Genomic DNA, 20746 nt, shown 5'->3' on the forward strand with positions numbered 1-20746 from the left:
CGACATGAACCCGATGCCCCCAGCCTCCCTGCGTGAACGCCTGGCCAGCATGAACGGCGGCGCCGCCACGAGCATTGGCGCCGGCGCCATCGCGCGTCCGGTCGCCCAGCGCGGCGGCCCGATCGACAACCGCGCCTACCACCAGCTCAAGGCCCGCATCCACGAGGCGCTGCTCGACCGCGTCGACCTGGAAAGCATGCAGCGCCTGAACCAGGACCAGATCCGCCAGGAGCTGCGCCTGCTGGTCGAGCGCCTGCTCGAAGAAGAGATGGTCGTCATCAACGACGCCGAGCGCAAGACGCTGACCCGCGACATCCAGAACGAGATGCTGGGCTTCGGTCCGCTGGAGCCGCTGCTGGCCGATCCGAGCGTGTCGGATATCCTGGTCAATACCCACAAGCAGGTCTACGTCGAGCGCCGCGGCAAGCTGGAACTGACCGACGTCACCTTCACCGACGACGCCCACCTGATGAAGATCATTGACAAGATCGTCTCGCGCGTGGGCCGCCGCATCGACGAATCGAGCCCGATGGTCGACGCTAGATTGCCGGACGGCTCGCGCGTGAACGCGATCATCCCGCCGCTGGCGATCGACGGTCCGGTGATGTCGATCCGCCGCTTTTCCGCCGATCCGCTGCGCCTGGCCGACCTGGTCTCCTACGGCAGCATGACGGCCGACATGGCCGAGGTGCTGCAGGGCCTCGGCAAGGCCAAGGTCAACATCCTGATCTCGGGCGGCACCGGCAGCGGCAAGACCACCATGCTCAACGTGATCTCGGGCTTCATCAGCCATAGCGAGCGCGTGGTGACGGTGGAAGACGCGGCCGAGCTGCAGCTGCAGCAGCCGCACGTGGTGCGCCTGGAGACCCGTCCCGCCAATATCGAGGGCAAGGGCGAAGTGAGCCAGCGCGCGCTGGTCAAAAACGCGCTGCGGATGCGCCCCGACCGCATCATCCTGGGCGAGGTGCGCGGCGAAGAGGCGATGGACATGCTGGGCGCCATGAACACCGGCCACGAGGGCTCGATGGCGACCATCCACGCCAACACACCGCGCGACGCCCTGACTCGCCTTGAAAACATGATCAGCATGGCGGCGCCGAACCTGCCGCCGAAAGCGATGCGCCAGCAGATCGCGTCCGCGGTCGGCGTGGTGGTGCAAGTCTCGCGCCTGACCGACGGCAAGCGCAAGGTGCTGTCGATTTCGGAAGTGACCGGCATGGAAGGAGAGGTGATCACGATGCAGGAGATCTTTACCTTCCGCCAGACCGGCGTGGCCGACGACGGCGCCGTGATCGGACAGTCGAGCGCCACCGGCGTGCGCCCGCATTTCGCCGAGCGCCTGCGCACCTTCGGCGTGAACCTGGCGCCGCACATCTTCGAGCCGCGCTTCTAAGCCCGCTGAGCGAAAAACCGACATGGACACCACCTTCATCCTGTTCATCCTGATGCTGTTCGCGGCCGTCATGCTGCTGGTCTGGGGCGTGTACGCCGCCTGGCAAGCCAGCCGCGACCCCGAGGCCGAGCGCGTCGCGCGGCGCCTGCGCAGCGTCATCAAGAGCGATACCCGCCAGGAAGACGTCACCATCACCAAGGATCGCCGGCTGTCCGACAATCCCGAGCTCGAGCCGCTGCTGCGCCGCCTGCCGTTGGCGCGCCGCCTCGACCGCATGCTGGTGCAGGCCGGCAGCGGCCAGCTGGTGGCCTCGCTGCTGGCCGTGTGCGCCGCCTGCTTCGGCGCCGGCCTGGTGGCCGCGCTGGCGCTGCGCCTGCCGCTGCCCGCGGTGCTGGGCTGCGCTGTCGGAGCGGCCGGCCTGCCGCTGCTGCGCCTGGTGCGCGCACGCGACCAGCGCATGGTGCGCTTCGAGCGCCAGTTGCCCGAGGCGCTGGACATGATGGGCCGCGCGATGCGCGCCGGCCATGCCTTCCCGACCGCGCTCAAGCTGGTGGCCGACGAAGTGGCGGCGCCGCTGGGCGAGGAATTCAAGACGGCTTTCGACGAAGTGAACTTCGGCGTCTCGATGGCCGATGCGCTGAACAACCTGGCGCAGCGCGTGCCGAGCATGGACTTGCAGTACTTCGTGGTCGCGGTGCTGATCCAGCGCGAGAGCGGCGGCAACCTGACCGAACTGCTGGCCTCGATCTCGGGCATCGTGCGCGACCGCCAGAAGCTGGCCGGCCAGGTGCGCGTGCTGTCGGCGGAAGGCAGGATCTCGGCCTGGGTGCTGTGCCTGCTGCCGTTCGGCGCCGGAATCATGATGTACGCGGTCAATCCGGAGACGATGGGCGTGCTGGTGAACGATCCGGTGGGGCGCCAGCTGACTGGCGCGGCGCTGGGCATGATGACTTTCGGGGTGCTGGCGATCCGCAAGATCGTGCGCATCCGCATGTAAGAACTTTCAGGATTCAACAAGATGACGATGCCTCAAATCGTGATGCTGGCGGCGATGTTCGTGCTGGTGTTCGGGATCGCCGTGGCGGCCATGCTGCTGCTGACGCGCGACCCCGTGAAGGCGCGCCTGGTGGCGCTCGACGAACGCGATACGCCCCGCACGAGCCGCGCCGACGGCTGGAGCGTGCGCCTGGCGCGCCTGGCCGAGCCGCTGGCGAAGCTGTCGGTGCCGGCCGAGGGCTGGGAAACCTCGCCGGTGCGCCTGCGCTTCATCAACGCCGGCTGGCGCGCGCCATCGGTGCCGGGCCTGTTCCACGCCGGGAAGACCGCGCTGACGATCGGCCTGCCGCTGATGGTGTACATCGCGCTGCCGCACCATAACGAACGCCCGCTGGTGCTGACCTTCCTGTACCTGGTCGGCTCGGCTGCCATCGGCTACTACGTGCCGGACATCGCGCTCAAGCGCCGGATTGCCAACCGCCAGCGCGAGATCTTCGAGAGCTTCCCCGACGCGCTGGACCTGATGACGGTGTGCGTCGAGGCGGGCCTGGCGATGGACGCGGCGCTGGCGCGGGTCGGCAACGAGATCGGCCTGAAAAGCCCGGTGCTGGCCGAGGAGCTGCAACTGGTGACGCTGGAACTGCGCGCCGGCAGCAGCAAGGAAAAGGCGCTGCGCAACCTGGCGCTGCGCACCGGCGTCGAGGACGTCGACGCGCTGGCCAAGATGCTGATCCAGGCCGAGCGCTTCGGCACCAGCATCGGCACCGCGCTGCGCGTGCAATCCGAACAGCTGCGCACGCGGCGCCGTCAGCTGGTCGAGGAAAAGGCGGCCAAGATCGCGACCAAGCTGCTGTTTCCGCTGATCTTCTGCATCTTCCCGGCGTTGCTGGTCGTGCTGCTGGGACCGGCGGTGTTGCAGATCATGCGGTCGGTGATGACGGTGGCGACCTGATCGCAAGATAGATGATTTGTGAATGGCGATCATCATGGATCGCAATTTGATTTCTATCTCAGGGAGCGCATACTGGAGTCATACCAGATCACACACGAAAGAAAATCATGTCGACCCTGTCGCTCCGCCCAAGTTTCGTTGCTCAACTGTCCGCCTTCGCTGACACCCTCGCCAACTTCGTGCGCGCGAAAGCAGCTCCTGGCGCCGTCGCCCGCGGCGCCGATGCCGGCGACGTCTGGGCCCTGTACCGCATGACCCGCGGCGCCGATGCCGTCTCTCCGGCCGTCGCCCGCCGCCTGGAAGCGCACGCGCAAGCGAAGTAATCGCGCTGCGCCAGCTTGACGACGCCCCGCCTCGAGCGGGGCGTTCTGTTTATGGCGCTTCCGACGGTTCGTGGAACTCGTCCGCCCGCGAGAACAGGTCCCAGGCCGCGATGAACAGCGCCGCGATGACCGGCCCGATCACGAAACCGTTCAGGCCGAACAAGGCCATGCCGCCCAGCGTCGACAGCAGGATCACGTAGTCCGGCAGCTTGGTGTCCTTGCCGACCAGGATCGGGCGCAGGATGTTGTCGACCAGGCCGATCACCAGCACGCCATAGGCGGCCAGCACGACACCCTGCCAGATGTCGCCGGTCGCCAGGAAGTAGACGGCCACCGGCGCCCACACCAGGGCCGCGCCGACCGCCGGCAGCAGCGACAGGAAGGCCATCACCACGCCCCACAGCAGCGCGCCGCTGACATCCAGCGCCCAGAAGATCAGGCCACCCAGCGCCCCCTGGGCCATCGCCACCAGCACATTGCCCTTGACCGTGGCCCGGATCACCGTGGTGAAATTCTGGAACAGGCGGCCCTTGTATTCGCTTGACAAGGGCACCGCGCGCTGGATGCGCGCCGCCAGGATGCGGCCGTCGCGCAGCAGGAAGAACAGCAGGTACAGCATGATGGTCATGCTGACCACGAAGTCCAGCGTATTGCGGCCGATATTGAGGGCATAGTGCGCCGTGGCCTGGCTGATCTGGGCCGCGCCTTCGGTGATCTTTTCCTGCAGCGAAGCCAGGTTCGTCAGTTCGAAACGTTCGAGCAGCGAGATCGCCCAGTCCGGCAGCGCCCGGATCACGAGGTTGAAGTAAGAGGCAAAATTTACCTGGCCGGCGCTGACGCGGGCGTAGATGGCGGTGACTTCATTGATCAGCGACGAGGTGATCAGGGCCAGCGGGAACAGCACCATCAGGACGATCACCAGCAGCGAAAGCAGGGCGGCGGCGGTTGGCCGCCCTTTGGTCGCGCGCAGCAGGCGCGATTGCAGCGGTGCGAACAGGATGGCGAACACCACGCCCCAGAACACGGCCCCGGAATAGGGCAGCAGCACCCAGAAGAATGCGATCGTCACGATCGCCAGTAACAGGAGGAAGGAGTTCTGCGGCAGCGTGTATTGCTTCATCGGCGGGGTGGAAGTGGTTGATGTTTCCTGATGATAAACCATGCCATCCCCTATGTGACCGCCTTTTGCGTGGCGCGGTACGCCAGCTAACATATGTTTCGACTTTTGGTGAAGTGTCGCTTGTTGACCACGAAGTCATTTCAATCGTGCGCATTGTTTAAATGACATTTTGCGATAATAAATGTCGCCGCGTCAAGACGTAGTCTGGCGGGCCTTGAATAACATTTTTTATCGGAGAGCTCCATGTCCCGCACCGCGTCGCGCACCACCCTGTCCACCGTTCACACCACACTCGTCTCGGCCCTGAAGGGCGCCATCCTGCTGGGCGCGGCAAGCGCCGGCATGGCACAGGCCCAGCAGTCGCCAGCCCTCGACCGCATGAGCATCTCGGCCGGCGCCTTCTACGCCGAGCCGAAGATCCACCTGGGCGGCGACACCGACTACGGCCGCATCGACACGCCCGACGAAAAAATCGACGACGTCACGCTGCCGCGCGTGAAGGCCGAGATGCTGATCGGCGACAGCCATGGCCTGTCGTTCGACTACTTCCGCTTCGACGAAGACTGGGCCGGCAGCGCCAGCGGCGACACCGTCTACGAGGGCCGTCCGGTCAGCGGCACCATCACCGCCGACGCCGACCTGCGCCTCGAAATGGCCCGCTTTGCCTATAAATGGTGGATGGGCAAGGAACGGAATGCCTTCGGCGTCGGCCTGGGCGCGGCCTACCTGCGCGCCAAGATCTCGGGTTCGGCCGAGGCCAACCTGAGCGCCTCGAATCCGGTCGAGAACTACGCGTTCAGCGGTTCGGCCTCGGGCAGCGACAGCGTCTGGGCGCCGACCGTCGAGCTGGCATGGCGCCATCAGTTGAATGAGCAATGGCGCTTCTACGTCGACGCGTCCGGCATCAAGAAGAACGGCGGCACGGTCGAGGGCCATATCTGGAACGGCGCCGTCGGCGTCGAATGGTTCCCGCACAAGAACGTCGGCCTGGTGCTCGACTACAACGTGCAGAAGATCGACCTGCACCGCAACGGCGACCGCACCGCCGACCTCGACCTGAAACTGAAGGGACCGTCGGCCTTCATCAAGGTCCGCTTCTGACCCACCGGACACACGCGATACGATCGAAAAGACACGCTCAATTGCTTCCGGTCATAATACATAGTGCGAAAGCACTAATGTAGCAGAGCGAGGAGAACGATTGAGCGCGGAGCATCTGATCGGCTGTCATGACTGCGGTTGCCTGTACCACCGGGAGCCGCTGAACTCGTGCGAGCGCGCGCGCTGCACGCGCTGCCGCCACGAACTCTACCGCTGGCATGCCGGCGGGCCGTTGCGCCGCGCCGACTCGCTGGTGGCGCTGACCCTGGGCGCCGTGCTGGTCTACCTGCTGGCCCAGAGCTTTCCGATCGTCACCCTCGAACTGGGCGGCATGGCGACCGGCGCCACCCTGCTGCGGGCGGTGGCCGTGCTGTGGGACGCGGGGATGCAGGTGGTCGCGGCCATGGTGCTGTTGTGCGCCATCGTGTTCCCGGGGCTGGAACTGGGCGCGCTGCTGTACGTCGCCATCGGCCTGCGGCGCGGCCGGCGCGTTCCCGGCTTCGATCTCGTGCTGCGGGTGGTCCAGGGCGCGCGCTATTGGGCCATGACCGAGGTGCTGATGATCGGCATCCTGATCACGGTCATCAAGATGACCAGCCTGGCGCGGGTCGTGCCGCATCCGGGGCTGTTCGCCTTCGGCGTACTGACCATCCTGTGCGCGCTCGTGATGCGCTACGAACCCAAGGCGCTGTGGGAGCTGGCCGACCGCCTGGCGCCGCGCCCGCGGCAGGAAGCCGGGGCCTACTCCGTCGCCCACGCGCCGGACAGCCTCGTATCCTGCCGCGCCTGCGGCCTGGTCAACGGCCACCCCTGGCAGCGCTCGAAGGACGGTGTTTGCCACTGCCGCCGCTGCGGCGCCGCGCTGCACCGCCGGATCCCGAACAGCATCGGCTGGACCTGGGTGATGCTGGCCGCGGCCACGCTGCTCTACATTCCCGCCAACCTGCTGCCCGTGATGTACTCGCGCATGATCGGCGGCGGCGCCGAGGGCGACACCATCATGAGCGGCGTGCTGCTGTTCTGGAACACCGGCTCGCCCGGCCTGGCCATCATCATCTTCATCGCCAGCATCGTCGTGCCGGTGTCGAAGCTGGTGGCGCTGGCCTGGCTCAACGCCACCGCCCAGCTGCGCTCGCGCGCCGCGCCGCTGGCGCGCACCCGCGCCTACCGGGCGGTGGAATTCGTCGGCCGCTGGTCGATGCTCGACATCTTCGTGGTCGCGCTGACCGTGGCCCTGGTGCGCTTCGATGCGCTGGTCACGATCACCGCCGGCCCCGGCGCGATCGCTTTCGGCTGCGTGGTGATCCTGACCATGGTCGCCTCGCACCAGTTCGACCCGCGCCTGATCTGGGACCCTATTGAATCGAATGGAGAACGACATGTCTGAACCGGACGGCGCCCGACCGCCGCAGGGGCCTACCTCGCCCGACGTCGACCGCCCGAGCCGCTGGCTGCCGTCGCTGATCTGGCTGATCCCGCTGCTGGCGGCCATCATCGGCGCCTGGCAGGTGGTCGAATGGGTGACCAACAAGGGGCCGACCGTCTACGTGTATTTCGCCACCGGCGAAGGCCTGGAGGCCAACACCACCCGGGTCAAGTACAAGGACGTCGACATCGGCCGGGTGGTGTCGGTGACGCTGGCCGAGGACGGCAACCGGGTGGTGGCCAAGATCGAGATGGCCAAGGAGGCCGGCCGCTTCACCGCCAAGGATTCGCGCTTCTGGGTGGTGCGCCCCCAGATCGGCGCCAGCGGCGTGTCGGGACTCGGCACCTTGCTGTCCGGCCCCTATATCGGCGCCGCGCCCGGCACGTCCGAGGATTCCAGCAATGCCTTCACCGGCCTGGAGACGGCGCCGCCGATCCCGATCGGCCTGAAGGGCCGTGAATACCTGCTGCACGCCGACAGCCTGGGCTCGGTGGCGCCCGGCTCGCCAGTCTACTTCCGGCGCGTGCGCGTCGGCCAGGTGGCCAAGGTCGAACTGGACAAGGCCGGCCAGGGCATCGACATGTCGGTGTTCGTCGAGGAGCCGTATATCGGCTTCGTTGGCATGGACACCCGCTGGTACCACGCAAGCGGCGTCGACCTGCGCCTGGACGCGAGCGGCCTGAAGCTCAATACCCAATCGCTGGCGGCGCTGGCCACCGGCGGCATCGCCTTCGAGTCCACCGACGGCAGGAAGCCGGCCGCGCCCGCGCCGGCGGGCAGCCGCTACCGCCTGGCCGAGGACCGCGCCGCGGCCTTGCGCCCGCCGGACGGCCCGGCCACCAGCGCGGTGCTGTACTTCGACCAGACGCTGCGCGGCCTGGCGCCCGGCGCGCCGGTGGACTTTCGCGGCGTGGCGCTGGGCGAGGTGCGCACCGTCGGCATCGAATGGGATCGCGAGCGCCGCCGCTTCAATATGCCGGTGACGATCGATATGTACCCGGGCCGCCTGGGCCAGGACTTCATGAACGCCCTGAACCAGGGCCGCGAGGGCAAGGACATGATGGGCATGATGGTGGGCCGCGGCCTGCGCGCGCAGCTGCGCAACGGGAACATCCTCACCGGCCAGCTGTACGTGGCGCTCGACTTCTTCCCCAACGCGGCCAAGGCCACGATCGGCCAGCAGGGCGAGCTGGTGGTGCTGCCGACCGTGCCGGGCCAGCTCGACGAGCTGCAAAGCCAGGTGGCGCGCATCGCCAACAAGCTGGACAAGGTGCCGTTCGACGAGATCGGCGCCAACCTGAACCGCACGCTGGCGCAGGCGAATACGACCCTGTCGCGCCTCGAAGGCGAGGTGCTGCCGGAGATGACGGGCACGCTCAGCGCCGCTAAAGCTACCTTTGCGCGCGCCGAGAACCTGCTGGCGCAGGACTCGCCGCTGCAGTCCGACTTGCGCCAGGCGCTGCAGGAAGTGACGGACACGATGGCCAAGCTCAATGCACTGGCCGACTACCTCGAACGCAATCCGCAGTCGATCATCCGCGGCAAACCCCAGGAGAAGAATTGATGATGCCGTATACCAGCCCATGGCGCCTGATTGCGACCGCTTCGTTCACGGCCGCGCTGGCCGCCTGCAGCAGCACGCCGGTCGACCGCTTCTATACCCTGGGCGGCGGTTCGGCGACGGTCACGCCGCCGGCGGCCGGCGCCGCGCCGTTGTATTTCGAGATGCGGCCGGTGACGGTGCCGGCCCAGCTGCGCCGGCCGCAAATGGTGGTCAGCACCGGCGAAGGCACGATCGACCTCGAGGAACACCACCGCTGGGCCGGGCCGCTGGCCGAGGAGATCGGCAACAGCCTGTCGCTCAATATCGCGGCCCGGCTGGGAGGAGTCGACGTCTATCGCAGCGCGGCGCCGGACGACAGCGCGGTGTACCGGATCGGCGCCGACGTCCAGCGCTTCGAATCGCGTCCGGGCGCCTATGCCCTGGTCGACGCCGTGTGGAGCGTGCGCCGGCTGGATGGCAGCGCGGTGCAGACCTGCCGCAGCGTGTTCCAGGAGCCGGTGGGGACAGGTCACGACGCGCTGGTGGCCGGCCACCGCGCGGCGTTGGACAAGCTGGCCGCGGCGATCGCGGCCAATGTACGCGGCCAGGCGGAAGGACGGGCGCCGGGCTGCTGATCTGCAGTCATGCCGGATGCATGATTTGCGCCCGGATGGCGCCGAATCATGGACAGGGCGTATATGGGCACGTAGACTGCGCCTAGTTTCCACTAGGCAAGCTCTTCAGATTGCATGCGTCGTCGTCGGCACACCGAGTCTCGTATCACCTTCCGTATCCAGGGTCGTCTGCGCCGGCGCGCCCTGCAGGCGGCGCTCCTCGCCAGCCTTGCGGCTTGCCAGACGGCGCCGCCTTCCGGGCCGCTGAATGCGCCGCCCGGGACGCCGGATGCCGGGGCCGGGCTGGCGCCGTTTTCCACGGATGGCTGCAGCCGTTTTCCCGACCGTAGTCCGGGAGGAGGAGCCGACTGGTGCGGGTGCTGCGTGGCGCACGACCTGGCCTATTGGCGCGGCGGCAGCGCCGGCGAACGCCTGGAAGCCGACCGCGCACTGCGGTCCTGCGTGAGCGCGGCGTCGCACAGCCCGCTGCTGTCCCGGATCATGTATGCGGGCGTGCGCCTCGCGGGCGGCCCCTATCTGCCGACGTCGTTCCGCTGGGGTTACGGCTGGCCGTATGGCCGCGCCTACCAGCCGCTGGACGAGCGCGAGGAAGCGCAGGTCACGCCCTTGCGCGACGCCTATCTGGCCCGGAACCGGACGCTGACGTGCAGCCGGGACGCCCACTGAATTCATTTCACCACCACCAGGACGATCATCCATGCACCTCACTTACAAGTTCGCCTGCCTTGCTGCCCTGGTCGCGCTTGGCGGTTGCGCATCGCAATCGGCGTCGCGGATGGGGCAGGCGGCCACCGCGCCGCTGGCCGACCTGAACATCTCGAAAGCGGATATTCCGGCCGTACTGGTCACGGCAAAGGAAAACCCCTATCTGATGCCGGCGGCCCGCAACTGCGTTGCGCTGGCGCTGGAGATCAGGGCGCTCGACGAGGCGCTGGGCGCCGACCTCGATACCCCGGTGACGGAGGGCGATCCGTCGCTGATGGACCGAGCATCGGGCATCGCCCATGACCAGGCGGTCGGCGCGGTGCGCCGGACAGCCGAGGGCCTCGTGCCGTTCCGTGGCTGGGTGCGTAAGCTGAGCGGCGCCGAGCGCCATTCGAAGCACCTGACCGAGTGCGTCATGGCCGGCTCGGTACGGCGCGCTTTCCTGAAAGGCATCGCCGCGTCGCAGGCCTGCGCCTGGCGGGATGCCGCGCCGGCGAGCCTGTAGCGAGGAGCCGGCATGTCGACCTCTTGCGTCTTTCCCGTCCTGCGCCAGTCGGTGGCCGGAGCGCTGCTGATGGTGACGATCCAGGTAGCCGCCGGACCGCTCGACCTGGACGATCCCAATCAAGCGATGTCCATGGCGGGACTGGTCTGTCTCGACAGCCATCCTGGCGCCGAGCGCACGCCCGTGGGCAGCCGATCGATCGGACACCCCGAGTTCAACGAATGGATGACCGCCTTGAAAGCGCATGTCGGCAGTTGCTTCAGCGCGCGGCGCTGGGTCACGCCGCCCATGTGTAAGGTTTTGCTGGACAAGACGATGTCCGAAATGACCGACGAAGAGATCACGGACTTCCAGAAGAGGTTCCGCGCCGAGCTGGGCGCTATGACGGAAATGCGGGCCTGCTGGGACAGGCAGCAGGCTGCTTCCGGCGCCCAGCGGGAAAATTGACGCTGTTTCTTGCCGGTTAACCGTACAGCCCGGCAGCCGACGTACGACCGGCCGCCGGACCGTTCAGGGAATCAGGCGTGCGGTGCGCAGGCGTGCGAACAGGTCGTGGAACGAATCGTCGGTGGCCTGGTAAGCCGTAAAGCCGAGGCGCCGGCTGTTGGCCATATCGGTCATCACCTCCAGCGGCCGGCCCAGGTCGAGGTCGGTATGCCAGGGCGAGGCCAGGCGATCCAGGTCGGCCTCGACCAGGCCGTGGCGCGCGGCGATCTCGCGCCACACGGCGTGGTCGTTCGCCATCGCGGCCTCCAAAGGCTGGATGGCGCCGTTGAAGCCGGCCGCTTCCACGCCGAAGAAGGCGGCCAGTTTGGGCCACAGCCAGCTCCAGCGGAACACGTCGCCGTTGACGATATTGAAGGCTTCGTTGCGCGCGGCGTCGGTATCCGCCGCCCACACCAGCTGTTTGGCCAGCATGCGCGCATCGGTGACGTCCGACAGGCCATTCCACTGCGCGCTTGACCCCGGAAACTGGAAGGGGCGCCCGGTCTCCTTGCAGATGGTCGCGTACACGGCCAGGGTGGTGCCCAGGTTCATCGCATTGCCGACCGCCAGGCCGATCACCGTGTGCGGACGGTGCACGCTCCAGGTGAAGCGGTCGCGTTCGGCCGCGGCATAGACTTCGTCTTCCTGCGCATAATAGAAATTCTCGAGCGGCAGGCGCGGCTGGCTCTCGCGCAACGGGGTGTCGGGCAGGGTGCCCGAGCTGGCATAGGCTTCGAACGGCCCCAGGTAGTGTTTGAGGCCGGTGACCAGCGCCACGTGGCGCACGCTCTTTTTTGGCGCCAGCGCATCGAGCAGGTTGCGCACCAGGCCGGCATTGACGCGGATGTTCTCGGCTTCGGTGTCCTGGCGCATCCAGGTGGTGATGAAGACGTGGGTCGGCGCGACGTCGGCCAGCGCGGCGCCCAGCGCTGCCGGGTCGAGCAGGTCGGCCGCCACGTGGCGTACGGCGGGCAGGTCTTGCGGCGCGCGGCGCGACAGGCCGAACACGTCCCAGCCCGCGGCCAGCAGTTCGCGTGCCACGTGGTTGCCGCCGATGCCGGTGACGCCGACGACCAGTGCGGTTCGTTTCATGTGTTGACTCCCGATGTGACAATTGGCCCTCATTCTACCGGCTGGCGGAAATCGACGTTGCAGGCTCAATGCAAACGGGGCGCCGCATCGCTGCGGCGCCCCGTCGGGGTCAGCGCTTCAGGACATCAGAAGCGGTAACGCAGGGTCAGCGAGGTGTTGCGCGGCGCACCGTAGGTGAGCTGGTTGAAGGCCGAGAACATCGCGAAGTGGGTCTCGTCGGTCGCGTTGCTGACGTTGAGCTGGGCCGACAGCTGCTTGGTGAAGTCGTAGCGCGCCATCAGGTTGACCAGGGCGAACGAATCCTGCTCGATGCGGCCGTCGATGCCAGGGGCCACGGTGCCGTCGATCGTGTAGGTGCTGCCTTCCCAGTTGACGCCGCCACCGATGGTGAGCTTGCTCCACGCGCCCGGCAGGCGGTAGGAAGCGAAGGCGCGCAGGGTTTTGCGCGGGTAGATCGAGTTGAAGTCGATGCCGGTCGCATCCTTGGCGCGGAAGATCGCGTAGCCGATGCTGGCGTTCAGGCCAGAGACGATCTCGCCCGAGACGTCCAGTTCGATGCCCTTGCTGGTGGCGCCGTCCGCAGCGCGGTAATAGGTCTCTTCCAGCAGTGGGCCGGTGGGGCCGTCACGATCGATACGGCCGGCGGCCTGGCCCAGCTTGTCCTGCTTCAGGTGGAACACGGCCAGCGAAGCGTTCACGCGGCGGTCGAAGAACTCGCCCTTGATGCCGGCCTCGCTCGCCTTGCCCTCGATCGGGTCGAGCAGGTTGTTGGACAGGTCGCGCAGGTTCTGCGGCTGGAAGATGCTGGTGTGGCTGGCGTACAGCGAATAGGTGTCGTTCAGGTCGAACACCAGGCCGGCGTACGGCGTGATCTCGTTCGAGTGCTTGATCTCGTACGAGGCTTCCCACGCGCCGCCGCCTGACTTCTCGTACTTGGTCACGCGCGCGCCGACGATGGCCTTGAGGCGGTCGGTAAGCGAGAAGCGCGCCATGCCGTACAGGCCTTGCTGGGTCGTTTCGCTGTCTTGATAACGGGCTTGTGCGCCCCAGGTCGGGACCGGGTAGGCAGCCGGATTCCAGGTGTTGAAGTTGTCGACCGGCGGCGCCACGCCTTCGGGCAGGCCAGGGAACTGCGCCAGGCGGTTGTTCGAATAGAAGTCGGTCTTGGCATGCAGGTAGCCGATGGCTGCCTGGTGCTCGCGGCCGAAGGCCGAGAACGGGCCGCTGGCGTGGATGCCGAAGTCCTTCTGCTTGGTCTGGATGACGTAGGAGCCGGCGAAGGTGCCGATGCCGGCGCCGGTCACGCGATCCGGCACGCCCGACAGGTACAGCAGGCGCGAATCGCCGTCGCGGGTGGCGTCGGTATAGGTGAAGCGCAGGTTCCAGCCGTTGTCGAAGCGGTGCTCGTAGTCGGCGAAGAAGTTGTCGTACTGGTTGTCGTAGCCGGCCCATGGGGTGCCGGTGGTCAGGGAGCGGTCTTCAGGGATGACCGAGCCATCGGTGTAGCGGTACGGCAGGCCGCCCCACATCGGGCCACGTGGGCTCATCTTCTGGCGGCTGAAGCCGGCCGAGAAGGTGCCGTCGCGGCCGATGTCGGCTTCGATCGTGCCGTAGAAGGTGCGGTCCTTGTTCTCCAGGTGCTGGACCCAGCTTTCGCCTTCGCCGTATTCGCCGACGAAGCGGCCGCGTACGCTGCCCGATTCGTTCAGCGGGGTCGAGACGTCGGCCATGATGTGGCGCTGGTCCCAGCGGCCGACGGTGGCTTCGATACGGCCGGCCAGCTTCTTGCTGAAGGCGCGCTTGCGCACCAGGTTCAGCGCGGCCGATGGCGTGCCGGCGCCGGTCATCAGGCCGGTCGCGCCGCGCACCACTTCGACGCGGTCGTACAGGGCCAGGCTGCCCAGCACCTCGCCGGCGCTCCAGGCGGCGTCCCAGGTGGTCGGGATGTTGTCGATCTGCAAGTTGGTGACTTCGAAGCCGCGCGCCGTGAAGCTGCCGCGGTGGGTCTCGTACTGGTTGACCGAGACGCCGGTGACGTTGTTGACGACGTCGGTGATGGTGAGCAGGCCCTGGTCTTCGATACGCTGCTGGGTGATGACCGAGACCGATTGCGGGGTGTCGCGCAGCGACATGTCGAGCGGGGTCGCGGTGCGGGTGCGGCCGATGGTGTACGAGCCGACGTCGTCGGCCAGTTTCTGGGCCTGCACCTGCACCTGGGGCATCGAGGTGGTGCCGGCGGCGGTGTTGCTCTCGGTGGACTGCGCTTGAGCGATGAACGGGAGCGCGAGGCCCACACAGACCGTCAGGGTCTTCAATTTACGGCTTCCGTTGGCGCTGACCTGCTTTTCCATCTTTTTTCCTGTTTTTAACGATGAGTGGGTGGCTGACCAGCGCTCGAGGAGCACATGTCTACCTATGACGAATAAATGCGACTACGAATGATAACGATTCTCATCTATTTATGTCAATGTATGGCGATTGCATTGTTTAGTTATCGGAAGAATTGTGCAGTTGCGTGGATAGTATTGGCAGCGATCGGGGCTGTATCTGGATGAGCGAAGGGGCTAAGCTGGCGTCACTTCAGAAACCGAAAGGACATCAAATGGACAAACCAGAATTCTTCGTCACCCCGGGCTACGGCGAGATGTTCTACAAGAAGCTGGGCTATTCTCAGGCCGTGAAGGTAGGGAACCGCGTCGAGATATCGGGCCAGGGCGGCTGGACCGACGAGCTGCAGTTCCCGGACCGGCTCGAGGACGAGATCGAACTGGCCTTCAAGAACGTCGAGCGCGTGCTGGCGGCGGCCGGCGCCAGCTGGGAGCACGTGATCCACGTGAATTCCTACCACGTGGGCGGCTTTCCTCCCGAGACCAACGAGACGATGGCAAGGCTGTTCCGCAAGTACATGCCAAACCGGGCGCCGATCTGGACCGAGCTGGGTGTGGCCGAGCTCGGCGCCCCAGGCATGCGGATCGAGATCCGGGTGACCGCGATCATCGAGTGATCGTCATGGCGCCAGGGCGCGTTAGTCGCGGAAGGTGTCGATCAGCCAGTCGACGAACACCGTCAGCCGCGCGTTCTGGTGGCGGTTCGGCGGGTACAGGATGTGGAAGGGCATGGCGGGACGGTTCCAGTCCTGCAGGATCGGCACCAGCTCGCCGGCGTCGATCGCAGGCTGCACCATCCGCGTGAAATGCTGGCCGATGCCCATGCCGGCTCGCAGCAATGCCAGCAGGCCATTGCCATCATTGGTGGCCAATTCGCTGGCCTCGATGTCCAGGCGTTCACCGCCGCGTTCGAAGACCAGCGGATTCGGCTTTGTAGTGGCTGCAAAGAAGTAACCAAGGCGCACGTGCTGATCGAGGTCGGCCGGTGTGCGTGGCGTCCCCGCCCGTGCCAGATAGGCGGGCGACGCATAGGTGCCGTAGTGCAGGTCGAGCAGCTTGCGGCCGACCATCGACCTCTCTTGCAGTTCGCCGGCGCGGATCACGCAGTCGACGCCTTCGCCGACGATATTCGCGGGGCGGTCGCTGACGCCGAGCGCCAGGGTGATGTCCGGGTATTCGTGGTGGAAGGCGGGTAGTGCGGGAATCAGGAGCGAAGTCGAGAACGAGGCCGGGGCGTCGATCCGGAGATGGCCGTGCGGCTTGCGCTTCTGACCGCGCATGGCGTGGTCCATCGCGTCCAGCTCGACGAGCAGGCGGCTGGCTTGCTGGTAATACTCGACGCCTTCGGCGGTCGCGGCGACCGTGCGCGTGGTGCGGTGGAGCAGTTTGTTGCCGAGGTGCGTTTCGAGGTCGCCGACCAGCTTGCTGACCGTGGAGCGAGGCAGGCCCAGCTGGTCGGAGGCGCGGCTGAAGGAGCCGGTGTCGATCACGCGGACGAAGGCGCGCATGGCCAGGAGCTGGTTCATGGGTGGCGATGGATTTTAGGGATGTCCATGGGGGGATTATCCACGAAGCTGGATAGTGTCAGGAATCTCCGTAGCATGCACGGAAAGGTGCGTCCGCGATTGCATGAGTTTTCTCAAGAGCACCTTCTCGCATGTCGCGTGTAATTCCCGATGTTTCCCGCGCTCCATGTAGACATCGGAAGTTCTCCGCGGTCATGGGCGCTGCACGGAGGGCTCATGCCGAAACCTGGGAATGCCGCGCTTGCCTCACTCATTCGCTTCACACAAGATACCCGCCTGCTCGCGCTGCACACGCCGGCCGGTCCCGAACTGCTGGCCGAATGCGCGCGCGGAGAGGAAGCGATCAGCGCCGGATTCCGTTTCAGAATCGATGCGCTGTCGACTGATTCCCATTTGTCCTTGCGTAGCCTGCTCGGTCAGCCGGTGCTGTTGCAGTTGCTCACCGCTGAATCGCGCGACAGCCATCGCGCCTTTCATGGGCACGTAACGGCGGCCGAGCTGGCCGGATCGGATGGCGGCTTTGCACGATACCTGTTGACCGTTGAGCCATGGACCGCCTTCATGGCGCTTGGGCGCGACAGCAGGGTCTTCCAGGATATGGACGTCATCGAGATTCTCGAAACCATATTCAGGCGATACCAGGGCAAGGCAAGACTGGATCCTGCGTGGAGGATCGAGGTAGCCGATCGGGCTGTTTACCCGAGACGGAGCCTGACCACCCAGTATCAGGAGAGCGACCTGGCGTTCGTCGAGCGCCTTCTGCACGAGGAGGGGCTGTTCCACTACTTCGAGCACGAAGGCAATCCAGGCAGCCCGTCGCGCGGGAAGCATACGATGGTCATCGCCGACCACAATGGGACATTCCGGCGCAACAGGCGGGCGCGCGTGGAATTTACCCAGCCTGGCGCGGTCATGAAGGCCGACAGCATCGATCGCTGGCGCACCGAAGCGAGAATGCTTGCCAATGCGATCGACCTGGATACCTGGGATTATCGCGCTGCCCAAACCCGGCCGGTGAACGCCGATGAATGGAATGCGGATGGGCCGCCGCTTCGCAGTCGCGATATGCCGGGGATGTATGCGTATCCGAGCCGCGTCCAGGGCAATCGCCTTGCCGAGATCCAGCTGCAGGCCCTGCAGGCGCGCCGTGTCGTGCATGTTTGCGCCGGGACAGTGCGCACCCTGATGCCGGGAACGACATTCACCTTGCGCGGTCATGCGCTATTCGATCGCGAGAGGGATGATGAGGCGCGTACCTTTCTTGCAACTCGTGTTGTACACCTGATGCACAATAATCTGCCGGCGGAACTCCTTGGCGAGGTCACCGACCTGCTCGGCCCCGGTCCTACCGCGCGTACATTACTCGCCGACCGCGAGCTGCAAGCCGTGGGCGCCCGTAAGGTCGAGCGGCCCCTGTATCGCAATTGCGCCGAAGCGATCCTGTCCAGCATTCCGTATCGGAAAAGTAGCAAGGATGACTCCGGCCAGTCGCTACATCCACGACCAACGGTCCAGGGGCAGCAGACGGCGATCGTGGTCGGCCCGCCGGGATCGTTGGTGCATACGGATCGGGACCATCGCATCAAGGTTCAGTTTCACTGGCAGCGTGGGACGGTCAGCCATAGCCGCCTGGAACACCCTTCTCCCGAAGGGCATACGGGAGCGCCTGGGAACGACTTGGCAGGCACCTGGGTAAGGGTGGTGGCTCCGGTAGCTGGGGCCAACTGGGGCGCCAGCTTCATTCCCAGGGTGTGCATTGCGGAGCCGGACCTGCGACCGGCAACGCGCCGCCGTGGTTCGCCGGCGAGGAAGGTGGACATGCCCATCCAGCGGTGTTGTCTGGGTTCAAGTCGCAGGCGATGGGCGCCAGCCAGCTTGGTACGGATGCCTATAGCCAGCTCGTATTCGACGACAGTCCGGGCCAGTCCGGTCTCGGCCTGCAGCGGCACCAGCGTGCGCATGATGGCATGGCCGAGCTCAATCTCGGCTATTTGCGGCACCGGGCCGACAACCAGCGACTGGCAACGGTTGGCGCCGGCGCCGAGCTCAAGACCGCGCATGCCGCCGCACTCAGGGCAGGAGACGGCCTGCTGCTCGCCGCCGGTATCCAGGACGGCGCACGCCAGCAATTGGGTTCGGCCGCGAGCGGGCAGATCGAGCAGTGTTGCCAGTTGCAGGACGATTTGGCCGAGCGTGCCCGCGGCCATCAGGCGGTGCTTTCCGGTGAACCGTCGCGAGATGCCTTGCCGGCGCTGGCGGCGATGCGCCAGACCGCCAAGGCGCTGGCTGGCACGGCGGCGGGGAGATCCGGTTCCGATGGCGGCGACGCGTGCCGCGCGACGGCCTATGGTGAAGCCCTCTTGCAGGTCTGGAGTCCGGCGGGCATTGTCGCGGTCTCGCCAGCGAATGTCATTCTGGCGGCGGAGCAGACGGGATCGCTGACAGCGGGAGGAGACGTCGGCGTCGTCGCGCAGGGGAATATGTCGGTCATGGCGGTCGCCGGCATCAGCCTCTTCAGCTACGGCAAGGTGGACGACAAGGCGCGCCCGCTTCAGGAAACGGGAATGAAGTTTCACGCGGCTAGTGGTCGCCTGAGTTTGCAGAGTCAATCCGCGGCGAGCCGGTTCGTTGCCGATAAGTCGATCTCGGTCGCCAGTATTGCCAAGTCGGTGACGGTGCGCGCACCGAAGAAGCACGTGTTGTTGACAGCCCAGGGCGCCTGCATCCGCCTGGAGGGAGGAAATATCGAAGTGCATGCCCCCGGCAAGGTCGAGTTCAAGGCCGGCAAGAAGGAGTTGGGCGGCCCCCAGAAAGCAACCTCCGAGGTGAAGCTGCCGCAGCCTGGGGAGCTGAAACTGTGTGAGATGCGTGCGGCGGGCGCCGCTTCGGCAGGGGACGGCATCGTGCCGGTCTCTTGATTTGAACGGCGCCATGGCTACGCATATGAATGACTTGATCGGAGGGCATGCGTACGGCGTGGTCGACGCCACGATGCGCGCCCTGGTGCCAAAGGGGGTGCGTGTAGCACCGCTGGTGCCGCGAAGGTTGGCTGGCAGCGCCCATCTGATGCCTGCCTTGGTCGAGCTGAAATCAGCTCGGGAATCGGCGCTGGGGGAACTTTTTGGCGGTACCGATGACACTGCCCCCGGGATGAACATCCCCGTTGTGGCGGTAATGCTGAAGACGGCGATCGGCATGGACGAAGTCGAGCGTCGCTGGAATGCCGGGCAACTCGCGTCCCCTCATAGTGGAAATCTTGTCTGGTTAAGGATGCATGACCCACGCGTCCTCCATCAGCTACTCCGTATCCTTTCGCCTGCCCAGTGTCGCCACTTGTTCGGACGGATCGACGCCATCACTTATCGGATCGGCGGCGCATGGGTGGAGCGGAAGATTGGAGGGAGCATTCCCCAGCCTCGCCCGGACCGTGCTAATGAAGCGCCCGCGTACAGGGACTGGGCACGTATCGCCAGAATCGGGATTGTGAATCGCGCACTACGACGTGCGGACATACGGGACGCCGCTCAGCTGGATATTTGCAGTGAAGCAGCCGAAGCGGCGCTGGATCGTGGCGCCTCGCGATATGGACTGCTGGGGGCTGAGGATCTGACCGAGTTCGCGTTTCGCGCCCTGGTGTGCCGCCCCGGCTTCGATGAAGACCCCTGCGTCGCGGCCGCTATAAGGCAATACGCCTCGAACCGCAACGATTCCTATTTATCAGACCATTTCGCACTGATCGCCCCAGAGGTCTGGCGCGCCTTGCGCGAGGGCGCCTTGGTGGAAGATCGGAGAATGTCATGCTAGCGTCAAAGAAATGCGAGTTCTGCGACAAGCGCGGTTTGCCTCTATTGCTTGTGCGTGACGCGGTGGTTCCCGCGCGCTCAGGCGCTCCGGAGACAAAAGGCCCGCCGATAGCATTGCCGCCCACGACTGCCCACTATACCAAGCGGCTGCTGCGTAGCGGTTACGTCAACGTATACGACGAAGCCCGGCAGAGATGGGACTGCTATTTCGTGACACCGGAAGCGCTTCTCTACAAGCTCTCGCTGACGTCGATTCTCTCGTCTCTGCTCACGCCGACTGGACCTTTTAATTGCACGATCGAGGGACATCGTGAAGCGGCCGGCTGTATCACGATTTCTGATCCGGCCAATGCTACCTCGGTGTGGATCGGATTCAGCGACACGCTGTGGACTCCGAATGTGCGCAAGGCGAATGAGGACCGGGAACTTCGCAGGCGCCATATGGTGGAGGTGGATGTCCGCAGCATCATGGCGGCAAAAAGCGGGCCGCACGAACCGATTCGGCAGGTGGAGGCGGTTGTAACGGAGTATGCGCTGCCGTCGCCTCGTATCAAGCCGCTGATCGATGCGAGTCCGTTCCGATATTGTGCTTGCTTCGGCGGCGGCGAGAAGCTGGTCAAGGAGTTCGAGAACATACGGGCAGGAAAAGGATTGATTGTTACTTGTCAAGTCCCGCCTGTTCATAAACCCGTTTGACAAATAATTCGGGGCGCTTTTTCTGCCATTCTTTGAGCGCCAGAATTGGTGTTTTGC

The 20746-nt window shown here is 65.7% G+C and carries 19 protein-coding genes and 1 pseudogene; 16 read left to right on the forward strand and 4 right to left on the reverse strand.

Going from position 1 to position 20746, the window contains the following annotated elements:
* Positions 1-4 precede the first annotated feature (4 nt).
* The 4 genes from ABIB42_RS24825 (at position 5) to ABIB42_RS24840 (ending at position 3664) form a co-directional block, all read left to right on the forward strand.
* On the forward strand, positions 5-1393 hold the full coding sequence (locus ABIB42_RS24825; RefSeq protein WP_005670511.1) for a CpaF family protein: 1389 nt from the start codon (positions 5-7) through the stop codon (positions 1391-1393).
* Positions 1394-1415: 22 nt separating this feature from the next.
* Positions 1416-2390 (forward strand): type II secretion system F family protein, encoded by a 975-nt coding sequence (locus tag ABIB42_RS24830; protein ID WP_429249169.1) that lies wholly within the window; start codon positions 1416-1418, stop codon positions 2388-2390.
* Positions 2391-2411: 21 nt separating this feature from the next.
* Positions 2412-3341: a type II secretion system F family protein gene (locus ABIB42_RS24835; RefSeq protein ID WP_005670514.1), complete on the forward strand. Its 930-nt coding sequence runs from the start codon at positions 2412-2414 to the stop codon at positions 3339-3341.
* 107 nt (positions 3342-3448) lie between these two features.
* Positions 3449-3664 (forward strand): hypothetical protein, encoded by a 216-nt coding sequence (locus ABIB42_RS24840; protein WP_005670516.1) that lies wholly within the window; start codon positions 3449-3451, stop codon positions 3662-3664.
* Between the two features lie 49 nt (positions 3665-3713).
* Here the strand turns inward: ABIB42_RS24840 and ABIB42_RS24845 are convergent, their stop codons facing one another.
* Positions 3714-4784 (reverse strand): AI-2E family transporter, encoded by a 1071-nt coding sequence (locus ABIB42_RS24845; protein ID WP_005670517.1) that lies wholly within the window; start codon positions 4782-4784, stop codon positions 3714-3716.
* 243 nt (positions 4785-5027) lie between these two features.
* Here ABIB42_RS24845 and ABIB42_RS24850 point away from each other — a divergent pair, with 243 nt between their 5' ends.
* From ABIB42_RS24850 to ABIB42_RS24880, 7 genes are all read left to right on the forward strand, one after another.
* On the forward strand, positions 5028-5885 hold the full coding sequence (locus ABIB42_RS24850; protein WP_429249170.1) for a hypothetical protein: 858 nt from the start codon (positions 5028-5030) through the stop codon (positions 5883-5885).
* 100 nt (positions 5886-5985) lie between these two features.
* Positions 5986-7272: a paraquat-inducible protein A gene (locus tag ABIB42_RS24855; RefSeq protein WP_005670526.1), complete on the forward strand. Its 1287-nt coding sequence runs from the start codon at positions 5986-5988 to the stop codon at positions 7270-7272.
* Positions 7265-8875: an intermembrane transport protein PqiB gene (locus tag ABIB42_RS24860; RefSeq protein ID WP_005670527.1), complete on the forward strand. Its 1611-nt coding sequence runs from the start codon at positions 7265-7267 to the stop codon at positions 8873-8875. The genes ABIB42_RS24855 and ABIB42_RS24860 overlap by 8 nt, the downstream gene beginning before the upstream one ends.
* Positions 8875-9489 carry a PqiC family protein gene (locus tag ABIB42_RS24865; protein WP_005670528.1) on the forward strand — a complete coding sequence of 205 codons (615 nt, stop codon included), beginning with the start codon at positions 8875-8877 and terminating at the stop codon, positions 9487-9489. Before ABIB42_RS24860 ends, ABIB42_RS24865 begins: the two co-directional genes overlap by 1 nt.
* A gap of 114 nt (positions 9490-9603) precedes the next feature.
* Entirely contained in the window at positions 9604-10155 is a 552-nt protein-coding gene (locus tag ABIB42_RS24870) for a DUF1353 domain-containing protein (protein ID WP_219864219.1), read from the forward strand.
* Positions 10156-10186: 31 nt separating this feature from the next.
* Positions 10187-10699: a hypothetical protein gene (locus ABIB42_RS24875; protein ID WP_005670530.1), complete on the forward strand. Its 513-nt coding sequence runs from the start codon at positions 10187-10189 to the stop codon at positions 10697-10699.
* Between the two features lie 12 nt (positions 10700-10711).
* Positions 10712-11146 (forward strand): hypothetical protein, encoded by a 435-nt coding sequence (locus tag ABIB42_RS24880; protein WP_219864218.1) that lies wholly within the window; start codon positions 10712-10714, stop codon positions 11144-11146.
* A gap of 63 nt (positions 11147-11209) precedes the next feature.
* On the opposite strand, the gene ABIB42_RS24885 is transcribed toward ABIB42_RS24880, so the two are convergent.
* Positions 11210-12277: an SDR family oxidoreductase gene (locus tag ABIB42_RS24885; RefSeq protein WP_005670533.1), complete on the reverse strand. Its 1068-nt coding sequence runs from the start codon at positions 12275-12277 to the stop codon at positions 11210-11212.
* Positions 12278-12402: 125 nt separating this feature from the next.
* Complete coding sequence (locus tag ABIB42_RS24890; RefSeq protein WP_005670534.1) at positions 12403-14628, reverse strand: TonB-dependent siderophore receptor; 2226 nt, start codon at positions 14626-14628, stop codon at positions 12403-12405.
* Positions 14629-14879: 251 nt separating this feature from the next.
* Between ABIB42_RS24890 and ABIB42_RS24895 the strand changes: the two genes are divergently transcribed.
* Positions 14880-15281, forward strand: coding sequence for a RidA family protein (locus ABIB42_RS24895; protein ID WP_005670536.1), 402 nt, complete (start codon positions 14880-14882; stop codon positions 15279-15281).
* A gap of 21 nt (positions 15282-15302) precedes the next feature.
* Here ABIB42_RS24895 and ABIB42_RS24900 read toward each other — a convergent pair whose 3' ends face one another.
* Positions 15303-16190, reverse strand: a complete 888-nt coding sequence (locus ABIB42_RS24900; protein WP_005670538.1) for a LysR family transcriptional regulator — start codon at positions 16188-16190, stop codon at positions 15303-15305.
* 216 nt (positions 16191-16406) lie between these two features.
* Between ABIB42_RS24900 and ABIB42_RS24905 the strand changes: the two are divergent.
* The 4 genes and pseudogenes from ABIB42_RS24905 to ABIB42_RS24920 form a co-directional block, all read left to right on the forward strand.
* Positions 16407-17882: pseudogene (locus tag ABIB42_RS24905) on the forward strand (type VI secretion system Vgr family protein); the annotation flags it as partial.
* A gap of 167 nt (positions 17883-18049) precedes the next feature.
* Positions 18050-19108, forward strand: a complete 1059-nt coding sequence (locus tag ABIB42_RS24910) for a DUF2345 domain-containing protein (RefSeq protein WP_429249171.1) — start codon at positions 18050-18052, stop codon at positions 19106-19108.
* A gap of 13 nt (positions 19109-19121) precedes the next feature.
* A complete protein-coding gene (locus ABIB42_RS24915; RefSeq protein WP_005670542.1) occupies positions 19122-19994 on the forward strand; it encodes a DUF4123 domain-containing protein in 873 nt (290 codons plus the stop codon).
* Complete coding sequence (locus ABIB42_RS24920) at positions 19988-20689, forward strand: T6SS effector BTH_I2691 family protein (RefSeq protein ID WP_429249172.1); 702 nt, start codon at positions 19988-19990, stop codon at positions 20687-20689. Before ABIB42_RS24915 ends, ABIB42_RS24920 begins: the two co-directional genes overlap by 7 nt.
* The last annotated feature ends 57 nt before the right edge of the window (positions 20690-20746 follow it).

This window comes from Massilia sp. UYP32, from assembly GCF_050434365.1.
Lineage (GTDB): Bacteria > Pseudomonadota > Gammaproteobacteria > Burkholderiales > Burkholderiaceae_D > Telluria > Telluria timonae.